The following is a 19,791-nucleotide window of genomic DNA, read 5'->3' as shown; positions in this document are numbered from 1 at the left end:
GCGGCTTTGGGCGAGGGATTGACGTCTAATTGAGCAAGATGAGTACCGTTTCGGCCATTCGCTCGTTGTTTGCTCCGGGTGCTGTCTCCGCCGCCGAGGAACAGGTTCGGCAGGAGAATCTTGCTGTTGCAGAAGGACTTAAGCGCCAGGATGTGGGGCTTATCGACGAGCTGATCGTACGTTTTCAGCACCGGCTGCTACGGTATTTGCTGTTCTTGACGGGGAACCGCGAGATGGCAGAGGACCTCTTTCAGGAGGTCTGGATGCGGGTTCTGACCCGTGGCGGGCAGTTTAACGGCAAGGCACGTTTTGAGACTTGGCTGTTTACGATTGCACGCAACCTGGTGATCGATCAGCGGCGCAAGCGGACGATGAGCAGCCTGGACGAGCTTTTTGAGGCAGGCGGCGACGACGACCGGCCGATGACATTTGAGGTTGCCGATCACGAGCCGGGGCCGTTTGACCGCATGTCGAACGTTGAGGACCGGGAGCAGATTGGAATCGCGCTGCTGAAACTGGATACGCTGTACCGCGAGGTTCTGGTGCTCCGATTCCACGAGGACCTGTCGCTCGAAGAGATTGCGAAGGTGACGCGGGCACCGTTGTCGACGGTGAAATCGCGTCTGTACCGGGGGATGGCGTCGATCAAGCCGCACCTGGAACGGGAACGCGCGCAAGCGCATCGCCGGGAGGCCGTGTGACCGCTCCGGGGCCCGCGATTAGAGCGGTCCACAACCGTGATGGAGCCACACGTGGCGACCCGGTGGAAGCCATGGCAGGATTCAGCGGTGATCGCGATCGGGCAACGGCGGACAAGACGCGTCGAGTGGTAATGGCTTCAGCAGGAGTGATGCAGGAACAGCGGGCGGGCCGGAAACGGATCCGCGCGATGGCGCTGGCGGCTACGCTGGTGGTGTTCTTTGTGGTGGGTCCGCCGGTGTGGTGGGTGGCCGATACCCTGATTGAAGAAGAGCATTTGACAAGCTTGGTAAGCGAGCTGGCCGTTTGGGGATTCTTCTCGGTAACGGCGCTACTGGCCTCGGCGTTGCTGGCGGGATGGTTGCGGCGGAAATCGTAAGAGCCTGGCTGGGGAGGATTCAGGCGCTCGCACAGGGGCTAAAGCCCTCATTCATTCTGTGCAACTTGCGGCATGACTGAAGTCATGCCCTGATACAAAACTCGCGTCGGAATTGGTTTTTCGCCAGATTGTCAGCGATACAGAACTCGCGGCTGAATTGGTTTTTCAACACGTTATCAAGATGCGGTTCAGCCAGGAACCTTCGCGTTTCCACCCCAATTCCTCTATACTCAGTCGCAACTTCGCAGCGTTGATGGCCGTCCATTGAATAGCATTCGGCAGAGCTGAATTGCTGCGGGCCCCTCCGGATGAGGGTTCGACCTTTTATGCGTGAACCTGAACTGATCAATCCGAACGAAGATACTCGGCTGGTGCCGGTGTGGTCGATTGTGATCGCAGCGGCGGTGTTTGTACTGGTGGAGTACTATTTCTGGCTGGTTTTCCCGCAGACCCAGCACCATGTTCCCCCGTTGGGTTTGCGTATCTACATGAACGTTTCGTGGGGGTTGCTGGCGTCGCTGTACTTCCTGATGGTGGGGTACGTGAGCAAGGATGCACCGCGGCGAGCGATGAGTTCGCGGTTCTGGATGCTGATCTGCTTTGTGATGCCGGGCGGGATTGGCGCGGTGCTGTACTTCCTGCTGCGGGCGCCCCTGGCTTCGAGGTGTCCAGCGTGCGGAACACATGTGCAGGGCGATTTCCATTTTTGCCCGCAGTGCAATTACCAACTAACTGCGAGTTGCGGGAACTGCTTCAGGACAGTGCGCGGTACCGATCAGTACTGCACACGATGCGGGCATGAATTGGAAAACGACCGGATGCCGGCGCGGCTGAGATTGCAGGGGATCGGGACCAGGGAATAGGGGCCGTCGTTTTTGGCGGAGACGATCTAAGGCAGTTGAAGGTATTCGCTGAAACTTGCTGAAGCACGCCTGTTGCGTATCCATAGGAAATTTAGCGATCATTGGCCGGCGCTGCAGTTGAAAAATGCCGCCGGAGTCTTATGGTCGAGTGTCCGGACATGCCGACGCCGAGAAGAAAAGCGCAGACGACCATCAGGAAGACAATGAGCACAAAGACTCGGCAGGTGCTATTGTCGGAGCTATTTTGATTGCTCAATTGTCGATCCCTTTAAGTCTTTCTTTGATCCGGGCGTGACCTCGAGATGTCCAGGAGAGCATTATCTGGCGTGTTTGGTCCCCAGGTTGTTTCTGCTTAGACCCCGAATTTCATTTGGAGTTGCGTTCCGCTTCTGCCCCGCACGCAAAGGCCGTAACGATCAGCGCGCTTGGGGAGGTAAACTGATGTGGCACCGCCGTTCGGCGGTTCGCTTTGCATGACAATTTCTGTGCTGATCATCGACGACGAACAACTGGCTCGCGACGAGCTTGCTTACCTGCTGGAGTCGGCAAAGGATGTTGAAGTGGTGGCGCAGGGGGCCAATGGCATCGAGGCAGTGGAACTGATTGAAGAGCATCATCCGGACCTCGTCTTTCTGGATGTGCAGATGCCGGGGCTGGATGGATTTGCGGTGATCCAGAGGGTGATGGATCGGCATCGCGAGCAAAAAAACGGCGGTCCATGGAGCCTGCCGCAGTTTGTGTTTGCGACGGCATATGACCAGTACGCAGTGCGGGCGTTTGACGTGAATGCGGTGGACTACCTGCTGAAACCGTTCGATCAGGTACGTGTAGACAAGGCCCTTGAGCGGGTACGAGGACGCACGACGAACGGCGGTGCGGCAGCGAATGGGGATTCGCCGATTGAATCGCAACTGGATGCGCTGCTGAGTTTGTTGAAGAGCCCGCAGGGTGCGGCGCGCGGGGCGCAACGGGCGAAGCTGATTGTGCAGGCCGGAAGCAGGCTGCTGCTGGTGGACCAGGCGGAGATCTGCTTCGCCGAAATCGACGACGGCGTGATTCGCGTGGTGACGCAACAGTTTGAAGGACAGTCGAAGTGCAGAACGATTGAGGAGTTGCTGGATCAGCTGGATCCGGCGATGTTCTGGCGCGCGCATCGCAGCTTTGTGGTGAACATCAACCAGATTCGCGAGGTGGTGCCGTGGTTCAAATCGACCTACCAGCTGCGGATGAATGACAAGAAGCAGACGGAGATTCCGGTGAGCCGGGCGCAGACCAAGCGGTTGCGGGAGTTGTTTAACTTATAGCACTTGAACTGGCGCGGGGTTTACAAGCCGGGCGATGGGCGCGAATGGGCCGTGGATGAGCGCGCGGGCAATGTGTGTGACGATCCTGAGTTGTTGACCGAGCGCAGAATCGACCCGATCCACAGCATCTGTTCCAGGGAGCTTCCCGCGGTACTGCAGCGCGAGCACAATGGTGATTCCGCTTGACTTCCGCTTGCGTTGGCGTTCACCCTAAAGTCAATTCACTGATCTATTTGTCTTGCTGCGCGGGAGTCTGATCCGCCTTGGTGCACGACACCGATGCGTCAAAATCTACCGAAGCGGCCAGAAATGGGTTGAGTACGGAAGGAAATCCTATGACCGTTACGACACGACCGGGAATCTCAGAGAACGCAGCCGGCGCAATCTCCTACTTCACATTTCTTCCGGCCATCGTCTTTCTTCTTATTCCTCCGTATAAGGACAGCAGCTATGTTCGCTTTCACGCCTGGCAATCGGTTCTGTTCACGATTGCCGTTTTTGTAGTCGACATCATTCTCGGAATGATTGCGCTTCTTACACTGTTCCTTGGCACGGTTTCTCTCGCCTATACGTTCAGGATTATCTCGCTGATTTGGCTGGTCCTCTGGCTCTTGTGCGTTTTCCGGGCGATGAACGGGAAGCAGTTCCGGATCCCGCTGCTGGGGACTATTGCTCAAAAGCTTGCGATGAAGTAGTCTTTGGGGCACGATAGAGTCTCCTGACGCGGCTCGCTCTTACCTCCTCAGCGCCACGTCGGTGATTTCTGAAAACATTCGCTCTTTTCCTGTAGTTCCGGATTCCGTCCAGGTTCCAAGCGAAGGAGAGCAGCCATGTCCGATGCCCCGCAGTACACACCCGTCCCACCACAGGCCGCGCAAACCGGTTTATCCGACAACGCCGCCGGAGCGATCGCTTACATAACCATCATTCCGGCGATCGTCTTTCTGCTGGTGGAGCCCTACAACAAGAACTCATTTGTGCGCTTCCACGCATGGCAGTGCATCTTTCTCGGCATTGCCGCGATCGCGGTCCAGATCGTTCTCGGGATTATTCCCGTGATCGGCTGGGTCATTCTTCCCTTTGCCTCTCTGGGCATATTGATCGTGTGGATCATCGCCTTCGTGAAGGCACTGAAGGGAGAGAGATACGAGCTTCCGATTATCGGCAAGTTCGCCGCGCAACAGGCCGGCGCCTGAGAGCGTATTTGCCTGCTAGCGACGTTTTGGCTTCCGGATCTGCCGGTTCTTTTTCTTCGACCCGGAGGCTGAGTTCTCGTTGCGCTTGTTTGCCTTCGACTTCGGCGGCGATTTCGGCTGCTTCTTTCCTGTAAGAGCAATGCCCTCTTCCACAACGGAGAACTGAAGGCGGCGTTCTTGCGCGAGGATGCGATCGAGGATCACCTGCACACGATCGCCGGCGCGGAAGCGGCGCCCCCAGCGCTCGCCAATGATCTCGTGCGTGTTTTCGCGCCACGTGTAGCGGTCGTCGCGCAGCGTGTCGATCGGAACCAGGCCTTCGACAAACAGGTCGGTGAGTTCGACGAAGAAGCCGTACTTGGTGGGGTTGAGAACCAGGGCGGCAAATTCCTCACCTACCCGGTTCTCCATGAACCGCACCTTTTTCCACTCCACCAGCTCGCGTTCTGCTTCGGCAGCGCGGCGCTCGGCCTGGCTGGATTCCTCGGCGATCTGCGCCAGCTCGGCTTCGGGAATCGGCGGCTCTCCGCGGAAGCCTTCGCCTGGCTTCAGCTTTTTAGCATGGTAGATGACGATACCCTTCAGCGCTTCGTGAGGGTGCGTCCAGGGTGAGCCGTGTCGTCCTTCGGCGACTTGGGCACGGCCCACTACGCCGTCGCGCAGCAGCGATTTCGTTATGCGGTGAACGATGAGGTCGGGATAGCGGCGAATGGGCGAAGTGAAATGCGTATAGGTAGGCGCAGCGAGCGCGAAGTGTCCTTCGTTGATCTCGGAGTAGCGCGCCTGGCTGAGTGAGCGCAGCATGAGGTAGCTGAGGATGCGCTCCTCGGGTTCGCCTTCGATGCGCGCCGCCAGCTTCTGATACATCTTTGGCGTAACGGCGATGTCTTCAGGTACTTCGTGGGTGCGGGCCTGTCGACCACTGCGCTGCGCATCGCGCCGGTCGCCGCGGGTTTGGATGCGCTTGACCGGAAGCGGGCCAAGGCCAAGGGAGTAGCCGAAGCTGGCGGCAAGCTCTTCAAATTGCGCTACGCGGCGCGGTTCGGGTTTCTCGTGAATGCGATAGAGCGAGGGCACGCCGAGGTCCTCGAGCCAGGTGGCCACACACTCGTTGGCAGCGAGCATGAATTCTTCAATGAGGCGATTGGCCCAGGTTCGCTCGGACTTGGTGACGCCGCGCATCTGGCCTTGTTCATCGAACTCGATGACTGGCTCAGGCAAGTCGAAGTCGATGCTGCCCCGCTCTTCGCGGCGCTTGTTCATTAGCCCCGCAAGGTGGCGCATGCGCTCGAAGTCTGCGACCAATGGAGCGTAGCGGATGCGCGCTTCAGGATCGCCCTCGAGGATCGCGTGCACCGAGGTGTAGGTCATGCGTTCGGCTGATCGGATAACGCCTTCGACGATTTCAAAGCTTTCAATGCGGCCCGCCGCGCTGAGTTGCATGAGGCAGCTCAGGACGAGGCGGTCTTCGTTGGGGCGCAGGCTGCATATGTTAGTTGAAAGCTCCTGGGGCAGCATGGGAATGGCGCGGTCTGGGAAATAGACGCTGGTGCCGCGCAGGCGTGCTTCCAGATCGAGGTCGGTGCCTGCGCCGACATATTCGGCGACATCGGCGATATGCACCTGGAGTTCGTATCCACCATCAGCGCGCTCGGTGACGAGGACCGCATCGTCAAAATCCTTCGCGGTTTCACCGTCGATGGTGACGATGGGGAGTCCGCGGAAGTCGCGGCGGCGATCCACTTCGACATCATCGAGAAAGGCGACGGTTCGGGCCTCGGCGAGAACCTTGTCAGGGAATACGCGCGGAAGCTGATGTTTGCGGATCATCATCTCCACGTCAACGCCGAAGTCGTCGGGATCTCCTAGCACCTCAATGATGCGACCGATGGGAGGGCGTGTGGGCGTGGGCCAGCTCGTGATTTCAACATCGACGACGATGCCCTCGAGATCGTCGTAATGCGACGGAGCTGCGGCTTCGCTGCCGAGAACGCGATGCGGGGTGGCTGGTTGCTCAGGAGGCGAGAACTCTTGCCCGAATGGAATGACGATGTGCTGCGTCATGCGCTCGTCAAATGGAATGACCTTATCGCCCATCTCGCGTTCAGAGCGCGCGTAGTGAAAGAGACCGACGACGGTGGGGTTTCGGCGCTCCAGGATGCGGGCGATGCGGCCCAGACGGCGGCCATCGGCACGGGGGGGCGCCAGCTCCACCAGCACCTGGGCGCCCTGCATGGCGCCATTAATTTCATCGGGTGGGATGAAAACGTCGTCTTCCCTTTGGGAACCCTGTCTTGCGTTCGGTCGCACGAACCCGTAGCCGTCGCGGTGCAGATCGAGCCGGCCGGCAACAAGATTGTCACGCGTGCCGCCACCGGATTTTTTGGGAACGGTCCAGTGCTCGCGATCGGTTTTCACCAGATCGCCGCGCGCCGTCATGCGGGCAAGCTGCTCGAGCAGCAGACGACGTTCGCGGCCACCGCCGAGGCCTAGCTCGCGCACCAGTTGCTTGTATCCGGCTTTGCCGCCTGCAGAGCGTGCAATCTGCGCCAGCAGTTCCCGATCGGTCATATCTCTAGAGTAGGACAACAGAGCGGCCCATGAGGGGTCACGATGTCGAGTGCGACCTGCTCTCCGCGATCTTGAGCAGCTTCGAACAAAGGCACAGGCCGCACGGACGGAACCGAACGGCCTGCATCCCCCCAGGGAAAACTTGCTTATTGCTTTTTGAGAACCGCGGTTCCCTTTTCGTCCTTCAGGATGGTGCTTTCAAGCTTGCGGAAATCAGCCGCGCGCGCTGCGGGGAGCTCGACCTGGCGTACGACAAATTCACGCTCGTAATGGAGCTGGTCGCCTTTCGCCGTGATGTTGGAGTGATAGCTTGCGAAGTCGAGATCCAGATTCACCGGGTCTGGTGTTTCATCGACGGCGTACCCAGGTGGAAGGGTGATATCAAAGCTGTCGTGCCAATGCCCCGTTGCATTCAGATTGATCGGAACGGTGCGCGGTTTGTCGTTGAACGGGATGGCGTGCGAGCCCACCACGCGCGGACGCACCAGCAGCAACGTGCCTGCCTGGTGCGCGTATTGCGAAGCTGTCAGTTTGTAATGTACTTCGAGCGGCTTGTCGAGTTCGGTTGGCTGAAGATATTGAAAAGAGTCGAGCACCACTCCCGGCACATCGTGCGCGATGGCTGTCTCCAGCGATTCACGGCGTTCCTCCTCGTCGGAGCCCTTAAGAGCGAGGCGAACTTCGGCGCCTTCGGGACCGGAGTGCACCACATCCACCTGCCCGGTAAGAGTGCCGTCGGCCGCAAGCTTAAAGTCTCCCTTGCGGGCGTTGCCATTCGCCTCGGGTGGAAGGACGGGCAGCTCGATAACCTGGCTTGCGGGCCCGGCAGCGAGAGTTCCGTAGCTGCCCTGCAGATCAGATCGCAGATTACCGACCGGAGTGCGCTCGTCGGTAGGATCAAAAATGAGGTATCGCTTTCCGTCGTTCCCCTTAACGATGGCCATCAGGCGAGGGTCGTTCACATCCGCTGGGATCTCGATCGCTGTGATCATGTGGTCGCCAAACATTGAAGGGTCGTTGGGGTCTACGAATCCGCGTCTGTCGTCAACGGGTACATAGAAGGCATCGATACCTGCCACGTGCAGCATGGTAATCAGCAGGGTTGTCTTGTCTTTGCAATCGCCGTAGCGGTTGCGGAAGATATCGCCCGCGTGGTTAGCTTGATGGCCGCCTATTCCGCGCATCACGACGAAATAGCGAATGTTCTTTTGAACTGCGTCGGTAATGCGGTCCAGTCGAGTATAAAAGTCAGGCGCACCAGCGATCAGCGTCTGCACGTAGGCTGTGATCTCAGGGGTGGTTATCGGCCGATCGGCTTCCAGCGAAGTAAACCATTCTCCGATGGCGCGCCATTCCTGGTCAGTTCCGGCAACCGCAGCATCTCCCCACTGCACGCTCATGCGGGCTGCCAGAGCCACCCACTCCGGCCGCGACGGAATGTCGCGAAGATCAAGCGCGGGCATGTCCCTCAGTTCCCATCGCCAGTGATTGGGGGCAACCTCAACCGCGGGGACTGCCTTGAAGTCGTGCCAGGACTGCGAATGCGCACGACCGGGAGGCAAATCAACCTCCAGCGCTTGGAAGACGATGGGAGCGCTGTCCTGAATTTCCCAAAGCTTCTCGCGAAAGTACGGCTTCAAAAGCTCTTCAGATTCGCAGACCAGAGTTGCTCCGACATCGATTGCGGGAGGGATGCCAACACGCATTTTTTCAGTCGAAAGCATGATGGGAATGCTGGTGTCGCCTACCTCGGCGAAGTCGGTGTCCTGTGCCATGTACTGGTGTTCATCGGCACCGATGGTCCAGGCGCGGAAATAGTTGATTTTCTCGTCCACGTCATAGCTGACATCGCAGACCTGTTTGCGCCCCTGAGGCTTGAGTATGCGCAAAACCTTGCGATGCCGTTCGACCGCCCTGCCATTGGCGTCCACTGTTTCGACGAACTCTTCATAAAGAAGGACCGATGGGGCATCTTTGGCATAGTCGGGCGTATGAGTCTTGTTCGCTTCGATGGCCCAGTCGGGCACCGGCTGATTCTTGGTGAAGATCCCGGCCGAACTTGGGATAGCAGCAGCCGAGAAGACCAGCGCAACCAGGACACGCTGCGAACCAATAGGTATCCCAAGCCGGATTCCCATGCTTAGTTTCCTTTGGCGACTTGTGCTCGCGTCAGCACGAGTTGCTGCTGATCTGCGGTTGCAACTTTCTGATAGAAGTCGTGAAGGTCACCGTAGTCGGTGGAGGGAAGAACAGAAAAGTTGAATGCGGCGACGCGGCTCACAACGACATTGTTACTGCTTACCTTGGAATCGACCTTGAATACCGCGTGCGCAGGCCATGAGATATTCGCGGGCTGCGGTGGTGTATCCACGGTAAACTCCGCAGGCAGATGATAGGTGACCTCGTCCAGATCGTGCTTCGGATAATGGACATCGATCAGCATCGTGCGTTTGTCCTGGGCCACAAATGGATGGCTTGCGTGAGCTTCGAAAAACAGGCCAGGCAGGAAGAAGCGCTTCCCTGTCGCGGTTCCCATGTTTCCGGAAATATTAACGACGGCGACGAGGTTTGAACCGTAGTCAGGCAACCCGAGGAAGTGATTGAGATCAGCTTGCACTCCGTCGGGCATGTTGGCGCGAATAGATTCGTTGAACTGCTTCTTCACTTCGCTTTCATCGTTCCGAATCGCGAGCTGACGCCAATGAAGCGCTTCCTGGCCCGTCAAAACAAAGCGCGCGGTTCCCTTCACGCCACCGGCATCATCGATGTTGAGGTCCGCAATGCGCTGGACCCCCGATGCTGTGTACACGCCCCCGGGTGTATTACCCAGGGCCGGTCCGCTATCGGTGAGGCGAAGACCTGACGCGAAGGTATGCTTCCAGTGGAGGAGTCCGAAAGGACACATTTTTTGACCCGGATCGAGATAGATGTCCTTGCCATTCAAGGGCATCACTACGATGTAGTCGTCGAGCTGGCTGAGCGAGAGGTAGCTTTGATCGAAAACTGCCCGGTCGCGATTGACGACCTGCATGGGGTTCACGTGCAATCCCGCAGCTCGGGCCATAGCAACGAAAAGAAGAGTGAGATCGTCGGAAGTGCCGCTCTTTTGCGTCCACACATCTTCGGCATTGTGGATTTGCTTCAACTTCTCGTTCTTGAGTTCGGCGCTGGATTTTTCGCGCGTGAAATCAGTGTTATCCAGCTTCATGACCTCGTCATAAAGTTTGCGCGCCTTCTGTTCGTCGGTGTCTGTGGGGCTCACAATCTTTGCTACTGCATCTTTCAGCGTCTTACTGGGATCAGCAAATCGATCGGTTTCCTTGGCCCAGCGCTTGCTCTCCTTCTGCCAGAATTCGGCACCGCTCATATACGCGCTGTAGTAGAACTGCGCGCGCCATTTGATCGTATTCAGGGGCGGCATCCAATCGTCGTTCGGAATGGGTGGAACGTCTTCAACGTCGAGGTTGTAGCGGCCAGTTACATCGTGCTTCATCTTTACGCCATCGCCCGCGATCAAGGCATACATCAGGTTGTTGGCCATATCGCCACGCGAGTTCGTGATGTAAGCGAGGTCCTTTGAGGGCTCAAACACGTAGTGCGCCTTGTGGACGAAATGCTCTTGCTGGATATCCCAGGTCGGCGACGAAACCGTGTCGTCCTCGTAACGGATTTGCAGCCGATACTCCAGGATGCTGCCCACTTCGACGCTCGGCAACGTAAAGACCATGGAGTTGATCTGAAGGTTTTTGGTCTTGACGTCTGTCAGATCGGAAGGCTTAGCGGTCAGTTGGATAACCGTTCCATCATTGTGAATAGTGCGTCCCTGGATGTCAGTCACCTTGAAGCTGCGGCGCTCGTACGGTATGCGCACCGTCGCCAGCTCTTTGCCCTTCTCGGTCAGCACCTTGATGCACACGAGAAGGCTGTGGTAGTGGAGATTGTCGTCGGTCTTCTCTTCGCGATAGAGATACACGGCATCGGCGCCAGGCACTTTGGGGTCGGAGGTCATCTCCAACTCTTCTTTAGTTGGCGCCTGGAACTGAGCGCGGAGAATGGCAGGAAATGCGAAACTTACGCAGAAAAGCGAACAGAGAACGGCGACTCTCGACCGCATGAGATTTGTCCCTTGAAAAGGAATTGACTGGAAGTGTACCGCAGTTCCCCACCTTTCAGGCGTGGCTCCTGTTGCCCCATTTGGGTTATTCCAAACCCCACCCGGCAGCCGAAATGTGCAATTCCCCTGGCGACGGTACTGCAACACTCTGCCCGGTGATGCTGAGACGGATCTGGGCGTTACACTTGATGCGTTTGCAAAACCGCACATAAGAGGAAACGTATTCATGGACGCTCGTCGATGGGCAGGGGCATTTCTCGTGATTTGCGCCGTGGTTTGGGCGCCGCTTGCAGCCGTAGCACAATGGAATCCGCCGAATCCTGTGGTGAGCTTTGAAAAGCAGGCGAACGGCGTCGAGATCCGTCAGAAAAATGGGGTGCTTAGGCTTGCGGTGAATGCGCCGGATATGCTGCACGTGACGTACTCGCCACTTGATGGCAATCATGACGCCCGCCCGTCCGATCACGTCGTCGTCAAGCAGGACTGGCCGGCTGTTTCATTCGATATCACGGCAAACGATAAGTCCATCACGCTGACGACGCAAAAGCTGAAGGCCGTCGTGGAACGTGAGACAGGGGCGCTGCACTACGTGGGCGCTGACGGCAAGCAACTTACCACCGAAGCCTATCGCTCGCTGAAACCGGTAGAGGTGAATGGCGAAAAGACCTTTCACGCTGAGGTGTTCTTCCCGATCTATGGATCACATGAAGGGCTCTACGGTCTGGGACAGCACCAGGCCGGTGTATGGAACTATCGCGGCGAGACCATCGACCTGTCGCAGGAGAACACCCAGATCGCGATTCCGCTGCTCGTTTCGACAAACGGTTACGGTATCTTCTGGAACAATCCTTCGCGCAGCAGGGTGAATAACAGGTTTGTCCACTCGGTATATATCAGCGCGGAAGTGGCTGACCGAATCGATTACTACTTCATCTACGGCCCTGAACCTGACCAGATCATCGGCAACTATCGAGAGTTGACGGGGGAGGTGCCGCTCTTCGGGCGCTGGGCTTATGGCTTCTGGCAATGCAAGAACAAGTACCAGTCGCAGGCGGAGATTGAAGGCGTGGCGGCGAAGTATCGCGCGCTGCACATTCCGGTGGACAACATCGTGCAGGACTGGTTCTGGTGGGTGACGATGGGCGAAATGAAGTGGAACTCCAAGTACCCCGACCCACAAGGCATGATTAACAAATTGCACGACGAACACTTCCACCTGATGGTCTCGGTATGGCCCTTTTTCAGGCCGGGCACCAGTGTCTATGACGAGTTCGACAAGAACGGCTGGTTCATCGCAAAGACACTGACGGGTGGTTTTCATCCCGTAGGACAGGCTCTCTACGACCCGACGAATCCGGATGCGCGCGCAAAGTATTGGACGAATATCAATACCGCGCTTTTTCAAAAAGGAGTGGATGCCTGGTGGATCGACACGGATGAGCCGGAGACCGAGGGACGCGAAGACAACATCCTCGTTGACCACAAGCTGCACATCGGTTCGGGCGCACGTTACGCGAATGTCTATCCGCTCTTTCACACGGAAGGTGTCTCCGAGGGCCAGCAGCAGGCGTCGGACAAGAAGCGAGTATTCATCCTGTCGCGCTCGGCCTATTCAGGGACGCAGCGGCTGGGCGTGACTGCCTGGTCGGGCGACGTGCTCAGCGACTGGGTAACATTTGCAAGGCAGATTCCGGCGGGGTTGAATTACTCCATCTCCGGCATGCCCTACTGGACGACGGACATCGGCGGTTTCATTTCCGGCGGCAATTTGAATGATCCGAAATTCCGCGAGCTATTTGTGCGCTGGTTCCAGTTCGGCACATTCTCGCCGATCTTCCGCGTGCACGGGACACGCTATCCGGACGAGAACGAACTGTGGTCGTATGGGCCGGATGCGCAGAAAATTCTGGTCGATTATGACAACCTGCGTTATCGATTCCTGCCCTATATCTACTCGGAGGCCTGGCAGGTAACGAGCAAACACGACACGCTGATGCGGCCTCTGGTAATGGACTGGCGCAATGACGTGGAGGCGCAGAATACGGGCGACGAGTACCTGTTTGGGCCGGCTATTCTGGTGAGCCCAGTGACGACACAAGGTGCAACCAGCAGAACGGTGTTTCTGCCCAAAGCGACCTGGTATGACTTCTGGACAGGCGCGAAGATAGACGGCGGCAAACGGATCGAAGCCGATGCGCCGCTGGCAAAACTGCCTCTGTACGTACGCGCGGGTTCGATCGTCCCCATGGGCCCGACGATGGAGTGGTCAACCGAGAAGCCAGCCGACCCGATCGAAGTTCGTGTCTATCCCGGTGCAGATGGCGATTTCACATTGTATGAGGACGAAAACGATAACTACGACTACACCAAGGGGCAACACGCAACCATTTCGTTGCATTGGGACGATGCGGCAAAAACACTGACCTTTGGTGCACGCGAGGGGAGCTTCCCGGGGATGCTCGGAACGCACACTTTCAACGTGGTTGTGGTCGGCGAGGGAAAAGGAGTCGGCATCAGCGACGGCACAGCACAGGCGCACGCGGTGACTTACAAGGGTGATCGGGTGGTGGTGAAGCCGTGAGACAGGCTTCTAGCCTCTAGCTCCTGGCTTCTAGTTCCGGCCTTGCGGGCATTTCGCATTCCAGGCTCGCGCAGGGAGAGACGACCAGATGGCTAAGCGCAGGAATGAGCTAGAGGCTAGAAGCTAGTAGCTGGTAGCTTGCTCAAGCATCGCCGACACCAGCGCCAGGGGCAGGCCGACGACGTTGAAATAGCAACCTTCGATGCGGGGAATCCACTTTGCGGCGAGGCCCTGGATGCCGTAGGCACCGGCTTTGTCCATGGGCTCTCCAGTGGCGACATAGGCAGCGATTTCTTCATCGCTCAACGTCTGGAACTGCACGCCAGTAACTTCGGCGGCAACTTCGACGCCCTTCGCCGTGGCCAGCGCGACCCCAGTGATGACGCGATGGGTTCGGCCGGATAGCAGCCGTAACATGCGCGCTGCATCGGCGGTGTCTTCGGGCTTGGCCAGGATGTGACCGTCGATCGTGACGGTGGTGTCGGCACCAATCACAACCACCTGCGGTGGGGCTGGACTCTCGGACGAAATCTCCGCAAAGACCGCCTGCGCCTTGTCGCGCGCGAGGCGGACGACGTACGCAATTGGGTCTTCGTCCGGCCGGAGGTCCTCGTTCACGTGCGCGGGCCGCACTTCGAATATATAGCCGGCCTGGGTGAGCAGTTCGCGGCGACGCGGTGAGGCGGAGGCGAGAATGAGTCGGCGCATATCGGCTTCTCTAGGGTAGCGCGACGCGGCGCCCGTAGCGGAATGAAGGAAGCTTTTACAGCGTATGCCGTGTAGGATCAGGAGCGCGATGTTCTTTGCGAATCTCGATTTGGCGAGGCGGTTGGAGGGCGCGGAGGCTTTCGCCTGTGCGCAGTTCGCAGTTGCGCGCAAGCGGATCTATCCCGAGAGCACGTCGGAGTGGATGATGTGCGCCGGTGCGACTGTCGTCTTTGATGGCATCGATGCGCCGACGACGCAGACCTTCGGGCTCGGACTGTTTGAGAAATTGACGCCAGCCGCGCTGGATGAGATCGAACGTTTTTTTCTCGATCGCGGCGCTGAGGTGATGCACGAGGTTTGTCCGTTTGCAGGTGCGGCGATGCTGGACCTGCTGTGCGCGCGCGGGTATCGACCGTTTGAGGTCAGCAGCGTGCTGTATCGCGCAGTTGAGCCGCCGACAGAGGCGCATGCAGCCAACATCAATGTTCGTATTGTTGGACTCGATGAGGCGCAACTCTGGAGCGATATCAATGCGAGGGGCTGGACGCACGAGCATCCGGAGTTTGAGGGCTTCGTCAGAGCAACGGGGGTGATGCTGGTTGCACGGGAAGGCAGCCCGTGCTTCCTGGCCGAGGTTGATGGAGCGCCCGGAGCAGCGGGAGCGCTGATTGTGCATGAAGGAGTCGCGCTGTTCGGCGGAGCGGCCACCGTGCCTGAGTTACGTCGGCGCGGATTGCAGGCGGCGCTGCTGAACGAGCGCATGCGCTATGCCGCCGAGCAAGGATGCGACCTTGCCATGATGGTGGCGGAAGCGGGCAGCAATTCGCAACGCAATGCGGAGCGAAAGGGGTTTCGTGTGGCGTATACGCGGCTGAAGTGTAAGCTGGTGCGAGTTTAGGGCACAGCTTTCCTACTTCCTAGAGCTTCAGCCCGGTCGCCAACCCATTCTCCGTCGCGAGCCCCCAAGCCATGGCTGGCGTGTTATGGGCCATGCCGAAGCGGCCGTCGGGGCCGAGCAGGATAATGCCACCGTGGCCGCCGAGGCGGTTGTGGAGATAGGTGATCGCTTCGCGCGCGGAGAATTCTGGAGCGCTGCCGGCGGCAACGCGATCAGTGGCCCACTTGCCGAGCACGAGCTTCATGATGGGTTCTCCCCAGCCCGTGAGCGATACTGCGGCTGACATGTTGTCGGCATAGCAGCCACAACCGATCAGCGACGAGTCCCCGACGCGGCCCGGTGTCTTGTTCAGTGTTCCGCCGGTCGATGTTCCGGCGGCGAGATTTCCATGCGAGTCCAGTGCCACCGCGCCAACGGTATCGTGCGAAAAGTCGATCACGCGCGGTAGTGCCGTCTCCGGTCCTTTGTCGTCTTCGAGCCCTGAGAACGTGGCGTCGGCCAGTCCTGCAGCCTGGCGCTCCTGCGCACTCCTCAAGCGTTCGCGTTCGCGATCGAGCACCAGTTCCGAATTGTCTATCAGCGCCATGCCGTGCGAGAGGGCGAACTCCTCCGCGCCGGTGCCGACGAAGTAGACGTGCGGGCTCCGCTCCAGCACCAACCGAGCCGCTTGTATGGGATTGCGCAGACGCTCCACGCAGGCTACGCCGCCGGCCTTCATACGGCCGCCATCCATCAGCAATGCGTCAAGCTGCACACGGCCATTGGAGGTAAGAAAGCTGCCCCGCCCCGCGTCGAAGGTGGGGTCGTCTTCCATCACGGTAACGGCAGCCTCAACGGCATCAAGCGCAGAGCCGCCGCGGGTCAGGAACTTGTATCCCGCTTCGAGAGCGTTGTGTACGCCGGACAGATGTGCCTGGGCAGCATCATCAGGAATGGCCCAGGCCCCGCCGTGAACCAGCATGATTGGTTTCCGCATCATCACGGGTAATGGTAGCCGATCGAACCCTGATCACGAATGCGGTCGGTCGCGGGTCCGCAGAATCCAACATCTCCCTAATCGCAACGCATTCAGTCAAGGGCGTCCGCTGGTCCGCAAGGCGCTAAGCTAATGAATCCATTGCGCAAAAAGTTCCACTGGAGTTTGCAGGTAATTAAGCGCCATTCCGCTAAGCTTTAAGCATCAATCGCAATCATGCACGAAGAGCCGCTGAGGCTCTCTAATTCTTTCGGACTCCTTCCGCGGAGAACACGCCGCAGCGAGGAAGCTGAACAAGCGCACAATCGACGCAATCGAGCAGGAGGCCTCGTCGCAAACAAAGACGAGAGCCGCTGCATTGCGTCCAATTTGCCAGCGGGGTGAGCCGACATCGAGTTTGCTCATCCTCTCTGCGGTTTGAAGGCTTCAAAAATGGAAGGTTGTCTGGGAAAGCCGGACAGATGAACGCAGCAAAACCTAAGCTTGTCGCGATGAAGAAGAAAGCGACGAATGTTCCAAAGCCCAAGCGCAAACGAGGCGCAGAGAAGATGCGGGAGGCGGCCGACAAGATTGTTAGCCGCGATTGCAAACCGATCGTCGAAGCGCTCTCATCGAATTGCAAGAAGGGCCAGATGCTCAGCGCCAAGTTCCTGTACAGCCTGGCGCAGTTTGCCGAAGCGGCAGGCGAAGGCGAAGGCGCACGCAAAATCCGCAGTATGGCCACGGAATGGGCGAACTCGCCGGAATGGGAAGGCGACGCGCCCGAAGGAAAGAACAACGAGGGCGACGAGGTCGGCAACAATTCATAATTCGTCGACCCATCGGTACCATTTCTCATCAACGATAACCTCGAGGCGGGTCATGGTCCTCAGTCGCGCGACAGTTTGTGACTGCGCAAAGCTGGCGGCCATGGCCCGTGTTGCAGCATCGCAAAAAGGAAGAATCACGCATGAGCCTCATTCAAAATCAGTACCTTCGCGCCGCCCAAGCACTAGGAGTGTGCCTCGCTTTTGTGGCGATGGCTGTTGTGGCCCTTGCGCAGACCATCAGCACCACGACGGTGCAGGGGACGGTGTACCTGGCGAACGGCTCTCCGGGATCGGGCACACTGCAATTGAGCTGGCCCGCGTTCACTACCGCATCCAACCAGACGGTCGCGGCGGGAAAGATCACGACCAGTATCGGCGCAGATGGATTTGTAAGTGTGAATCTGGCGCCCACCCTGGGCTCATCGCCGGCCGGCCTTTACTATACGGCGATTTATCACATGAGTGACGGCACCACCAGCACTGAGTACTGGGTGATTCCCGAAGCGGCGCAGGCCAGTATCGCCCAGGTACGCTCGCAGGTGATGCCCGCTGCGCAGGCCGTGCAAGCTGTGAGCAAGGCATACGTTGACCAGGCAATTCAGTCGGTGGCCCAAGGCAATTTGACGTCGACAGGCGGTCAGCTCACAGGTCCGTTATATCTCACCGGCGATCCCACGCAATCGTTGCAGGCCGCGGACAAGCATTACGTGGACGGGGCGCTCGCACAGGCCGTCCCTCTATCGGGCGGAGTAGTCAACGGCCCCCTGACCGCGCAACAGCTTGGAGCCGCCTTCCAGGTTGACCAATTCCCTGGCGCAGATTTTGGCGCCAAGCTTCAGGCGTGCTTGTCAAAGATCAGCAGCACCTACGGAGGAACCTGCGACGCGCGCAACTTCAGCGGCAATCTGGCGATGGGCGCTAACCTTACCATCACCACGGCGAACACAGCACTGATGCTGCCTTGCGCAACGATCTCCACCCCCAGCCAGATCATTGTCACTGCAGGCACGCGAAACGTGTCGCTGCGTGGGTGTGCTCTGCGCGGCGCCAGCAACGCCAGTGGCAGCCAGGGCGGCACTGTGCTGCTGTATTCGGGATCGGCTGCCGCTATACAAGTGGGCGATCACACGTACGCCGCCGACACCAACGGATTTCATCTCGACGATGTTGTCATCAACACCACCGCTGCGAGCAGCAGCAGCGCGCAGGCGCTCGCGGCGTATCGCACGCAGGAGATGGACCTTGAGAGCTTGTACCTGCTCGGCAACGCAAATCAAACGGGAATAACGCTTGACGGCACGGGCAACTACACGGGCGGAACTTTCTATGACAACCACATCAGCGGATTTCAGACGGCGATCAACGGCATCGGACACCAGGTAACCAATTCTGCCGCCACCGACTGGCTTAATGCCAGCACTTTTGTGCGCTTGCACATCGACTGCCCGACTGCGAACGGCAATCCCGTCAGCGGGACATATGGCGTGAATCTTCAACTGGGAGACGGCAATACATTCACCGGCGGCGACGTGGAGAACTGCAATACTGCGGTCCATCTGGGCGCCAACGCGCAGAACAACACCATCGTCGGCTTGCGCAATGAGAACTCGACCTATCAAGTGGTGGCCGATGCCGGCAGCTCTTACAACAGCTGGATGACCGGCGGAACGATGTTCACCGGCAAGCTTACGGATAACGGTACGCGCAACAGCTTCCTTGATACATTCCATCGAAGTTTCAACTCGCTTAACGGCGACTGGTACGGCAGCCAGCAGGACGCCACGCTGACCAACCACTTGCGCCTCGGTATCGGCAACGGCAATGAACGCGGCTTGCTCAATCGCTACCAGACTGACTTTGGCTATCGCTGGACGATGGGCCTCAGCGACGCTATCGGGGGCGAGCAGTTCTACCAGGTGCTCGATGAGTTGAACGGTGTGTATCGCTTTTCAATCGGCCAATACAACAATGGCCAGGCAAGCACGAACAACCAGACCGTGATCAATTCCGCAGGTACCGGCGCAGTGGTGTTGAATGGCTCAAACAACGCGGGCACCGGCGGCGTGGTTTTCGGTTCCGGCGGTGCGAGCGAAAGCACCGTAGCCACTGTCAGCAATACTGGTAATGCGCAATTCAATGGCACGCTGCAGGTGGGTAGCACGACGCAATCCACCGGGACCATGACGGTGCGCAACAATGCCGACGCCGAGGTTGACTACTATCTCTGGCCAGGCCTCACCGCCAGTCAGAAAGGTTCTTTCACTTACAAGGATTGGAACGGCAACAGCCAGTGGTACATGGTGAAAGACGCGAGCAATAACTGGGCGCTGAATTCAGCAACCGGCGGGCTCGATAGCATCAAGGCCTATCAGAGCACCAACAGCGGCGATACATATATCAACGCCGCCAATGCGTCGGGGGTGGTGCGCGTGAATTACGAGGCTGGGGCGGGATCTGCGTTCAATATTTACGGCGGCAACAGCAGCAATCTCTATGCCAGTTTTTCAGGAAATACTTCGATCAAGTTTCCGGGGCTCTCAGCATCGAGCGGCCATAGCTGCCTGCAGATCGACGCATCGGGATACATAACCAATACTGGATCGGCGTGCGGCTCAGGCAGCGGCAGCGGAACGGTGAACAGTGGCTCGACGGGCCAGATCGCCTACTACAACAGCAACGGAGCGGCGGTGGCC

The 19,791-nt window shown here is 58.4% G+C and carries 15 protein-coding genes; 10 read left to right on the top strand and 5 right to left on the bottom strand.

All coding sequences use genetic code 11. From position 1 onward, the window contains the following. Positions 1-38: 38 nt before the first annotated feature. The 6 genes from WA354_RS05730 to WA354_RS05705 all read left to right on the top strand — a co-directional run bounded on the left by WA354_RS05730 (position 39) and on the right by WA354_RS05705 (position 4,441). Positions 39-701 carry an RNA polymerase sigma factor gene (locus WA354_RS05730; RefSeq protein WP_472812051.1) on the top strand — a complete coding sequence of 221 codons (663 nt, stop codon included), beginning with the start codon at positions 39-41 and terminating at the stop codon, positions 699-701. Next, positions 698-1,078 carry a hypothetical protein gene (locus WA354_RS05725; protein WP_472812050.1) on the top strand — a complete coding sequence of 127 codons (381 nt, stop codon included), beginning with the start codon at positions 698-700 and terminating at the stop codon, positions 1,076-1,078. The genes WA354_RS05730 and WA354_RS05725 overlap by 4 nt, the downstream gene beginning before the upstream one ends. Positions 1,079-1,404: 326 nt before the next feature. Further along, positions 1,405-1,941: a double zinc ribbon domain-containing protein gene (locus WA354_RS05720; protein WP_472812049.1), complete on the top strand. Its 537-nt coding sequence runs from the start codon at positions 1,405-1,407 to the stop codon at positions 1,939-1,941. Positions 1,942-2,414: 473 nt separating this feature from the next. Further along, positions 2,415-3,245, top strand: coding sequence for a LytR/AlgR family response regulator transcription factor (locus tag WA354_RS05715; protein WP_472812048.1), 831 nt, complete (start codon positions 2,415-2,417; stop codon positions 3,243-3,245). A 335-nt stretch (positions 3,246-3,580) separates the two neighbouring features. After that, positions 3,581-3,940 (top strand): DUF4870 domain-containing protein, encoded by a 360-nt coding sequence (locus WA354_RS05710; RefSeq protein ID WP_472812047.1) that lies wholly within the window; start codon positions 3,581-3,583, stop codon positions 3,938-3,940. Positions 3,941-4,075: 135 nt separating this feature from the next. Continuing rightward, on the top strand, positions 4,076-4,441 hold the full coding sequence (locus WA354_RS05705; protein ID WP_472812046.1) for a DUF4870 domain-containing protein: 366 nt from the start codon (positions 4,076-4,078) through the stop codon (positions 4,439-4,441). 15 nt (positions 4,442-4,456) lie between these two features. On the opposite strand, the gene WA354_RS05700 is transcribed toward WA354_RS05705, so the two are convergent. The 3 genes from WA354_RS05700 to WA354_RS05690 all read right to left on the bottom strand — a co-directional run bounded on the left by WA354_RS05700 (position 4,457) and on the right by WA354_RS05690 (position 11,021). Further along, the gene (locus WA354_RS05700; protein WP_472812045.1) at positions 4,457-7,012 is read right to left on the bottom strand and encodes a ribonuclease R family protein; all 2,556 of its coding nucleotides are present in this window, start codon (positions 7,010-7,012) and stop codon (positions 4,457-4,459) included. Positions 7,013-7,158: 146 nt separating this feature from the next. Beyond that, entirely contained in the window at positions 7,159-9,150 is a 1,992-nt protein-coding gene (locus tag WA354_RS05695) for a DUF3857 domain-containing transglutaminase family protein (protein ID WP_472812044.1), read from the bottom strand. Positions 9,151-9,152: 2 nt separating this feature from the next. After that, positions 9,153-11,021, bottom strand: a complete 1,869-nt coding sequence (locus WA354_RS05690) for a DUF3857 domain-containing protein (RefSeq protein ID WP_472812043.1) — start codon at positions 11,019-11,021, stop codon at positions 9,153-9,155. A 331-nt stretch (positions 11,022-11,352) separates the two neighbouring features. Here WA354_RS05690 and WA354_RS05685 point away from each other — a divergent pair, with 331 nt between their 5' ends. Then, complete coding sequence (locus WA354_RS05685) at positions 11,353-13,707, top strand: glycoside hydrolase family 31 protein (RefSeq protein ID WP_472812042.1); 2,355 nt, start codon at positions 11,353-11,355, stop codon at positions 13,705-13,707. A gap of 123 nt (positions 13,708-13,830) precedes the next feature. On the opposite strand, the gene WA354_RS05680 is transcribed toward WA354_RS05685, so the two are convergent. Then, complete coding sequence (locus WA354_RS05680; RefSeq protein ID WP_472812041.1) at positions 13,831-14,415, bottom strand: Maf family protein; 585 nt, start codon at positions 14,413-14,415, stop codon at positions 13,831-13,833. Positions 14,416-14,503: 88 nt separating this feature from the next. Between WA354_RS05680 and WA354_RS05675 the strand changes: the two genes are divergently transcribed. After that, complete coding sequence (locus tag WA354_RS05675; RefSeq protein WP_472812040.1) at positions 14,504-15,313, top strand: GNAT family N-acetyltransferase; 810 nt, start codon at positions 14,504-14,506, stop codon at positions 15,311-15,313. Positions 15,314-15,332: 19 nt separating this feature from the next. Here WA354_RS05675 and WA354_RS05670 read toward each other — a convergent pair whose 3' ends face one another. Next, the gene (locus WA354_RS05670; RefSeq protein ID WP_472812039.1) at positions 15,333-16,274 is read right to left on the bottom strand and encodes an isoaspartyl peptidase/L-asparaginase family protein; all 942 of its coding nucleotides are present in this window, start codon (positions 16,272-16,274) and stop codon (positions 15,333-15,335) included. A 476-nt stretch (positions 16,275-16,750) separates the two neighbouring features. On the opposite strand from WA354_RS05670, the gene WA354_RS05665 reads away from it, so the two are divergent. Further along, entirely contained in the window at positions 16,751-17,098 is a 348-nt protein-coding gene (locus WA354_RS05665) for a hypothetical protein (protein ID WP_472812038.1), read from the top strand. Positions 17,099-17,238: 140 nt separating this feature from the next. Further along, on the top strand, positions 17,239-19,791 hold a 2,553-nt coding region (locus tag WA354_RS05660), incomplete at its 3' end, for an autotransporter outer membrane beta-barrel domain-containing protein (RefSeq protein ID WP_472812037.1).

It is taken from the genome of Occallatibacter sp., from assembly GCF_049802275.1.
Lineage (GTDB): Bacteria > Acidobacteriota > Terriglobia > Terriglobales > Acidobacteriaceae > Telmatobacter.
Note: the sequence above shows the minus strand (reverse complement) of the source record. Positions and strands in the feature narration are given on the sequence as shown.

Coding starts and splice junctions, on each gene's coding strand:
- WA354_RS05730 (WP_472812051.1), top strand. CDS start 39: ATGAGTACCGTTTCGGCCATTCGCTCGTTGTTTGCTCCGGGTGCTGTC.
- WA354_RS05705 (WP_472812046.1), top strand. CDS start 4,076: ATGTCCGATGCCCCGCAGTACACACCCGTCCCACCACAGGCCGCGCAA.
- WA354_RS05675 (WP_472812040.1), top strand. CDS start 14,504: ATGTTCTTTGCGAATCTCGATTTGGCGAGGCGGTTGGAGGGCGCGGAG.
- WA354_RS05700 (WP_472812045.1), bottom strand. CDS start 7,012: ATGACCGATCGGGAACTGCTGGCGCAGATTGCACGCTCTGCAGGCGGC.
- WA354_RS05670 (WP_472812039.1), bottom strand. CDS start 16,274: ATGCTGGTTCACGGCGGGGCCTGGGCCATTCCTGATGATGCTGCCCAG.
- WA354_RS05685 (WP_472812042.1), top strand. CDS start 11,353: ATGGACGCTCGTCGATGGGCAGGGGCATTTCTCGTGATTTGCGCCGTG.
- WA354_RS05720 (WP_472812049.1), top strand. CDS start 1,405: ATGCGTGAACCTGAACTGATCAATCCGAACGAAGATACTCGGCTGGTG.
- WA354_RS05665 (WP_472812038.1), top strand. CDS start 16,751: ATGAACGCAGCAAAACCTAAGCTTGTCGCGATGAAGAAGAAAGCGACG.
- WA354_RS05695 (WP_472812044.1), bottom strand. CDS start 9,150: ATGGGAATCCGGCTTGGGATACCTATTGGTTCGCAGCGTGTCCTGGTT.
- WA354_RS05690 (WP_472812043.1), bottom strand. CDS start 11,021: ATGACCTCCGACCCCAAAGTGCCTGGCGCCGATGCCGTGTATCTCTAT.
- WA354_RS05710 (WP_472812047.1), top strand. CDS start 3,581: ATGACCGTTACGACACGACCGGGAATCTCAGAGAACGCAGCCGGCGCA.
- WA354_RS05715 (WP_472812048.1), top strand. CDS start 2,415: ATGACAATTTCTGTGCTGATCATCGACGACGAACAACTGGCTCGCGAC.
- WA354_RS05680 (WP_472812041.1), bottom strand. CDS start 14,415: ATGCGCCGACTCATTCTCGCCTCCGCCTCACCGCGTCGCCGCGAACTG.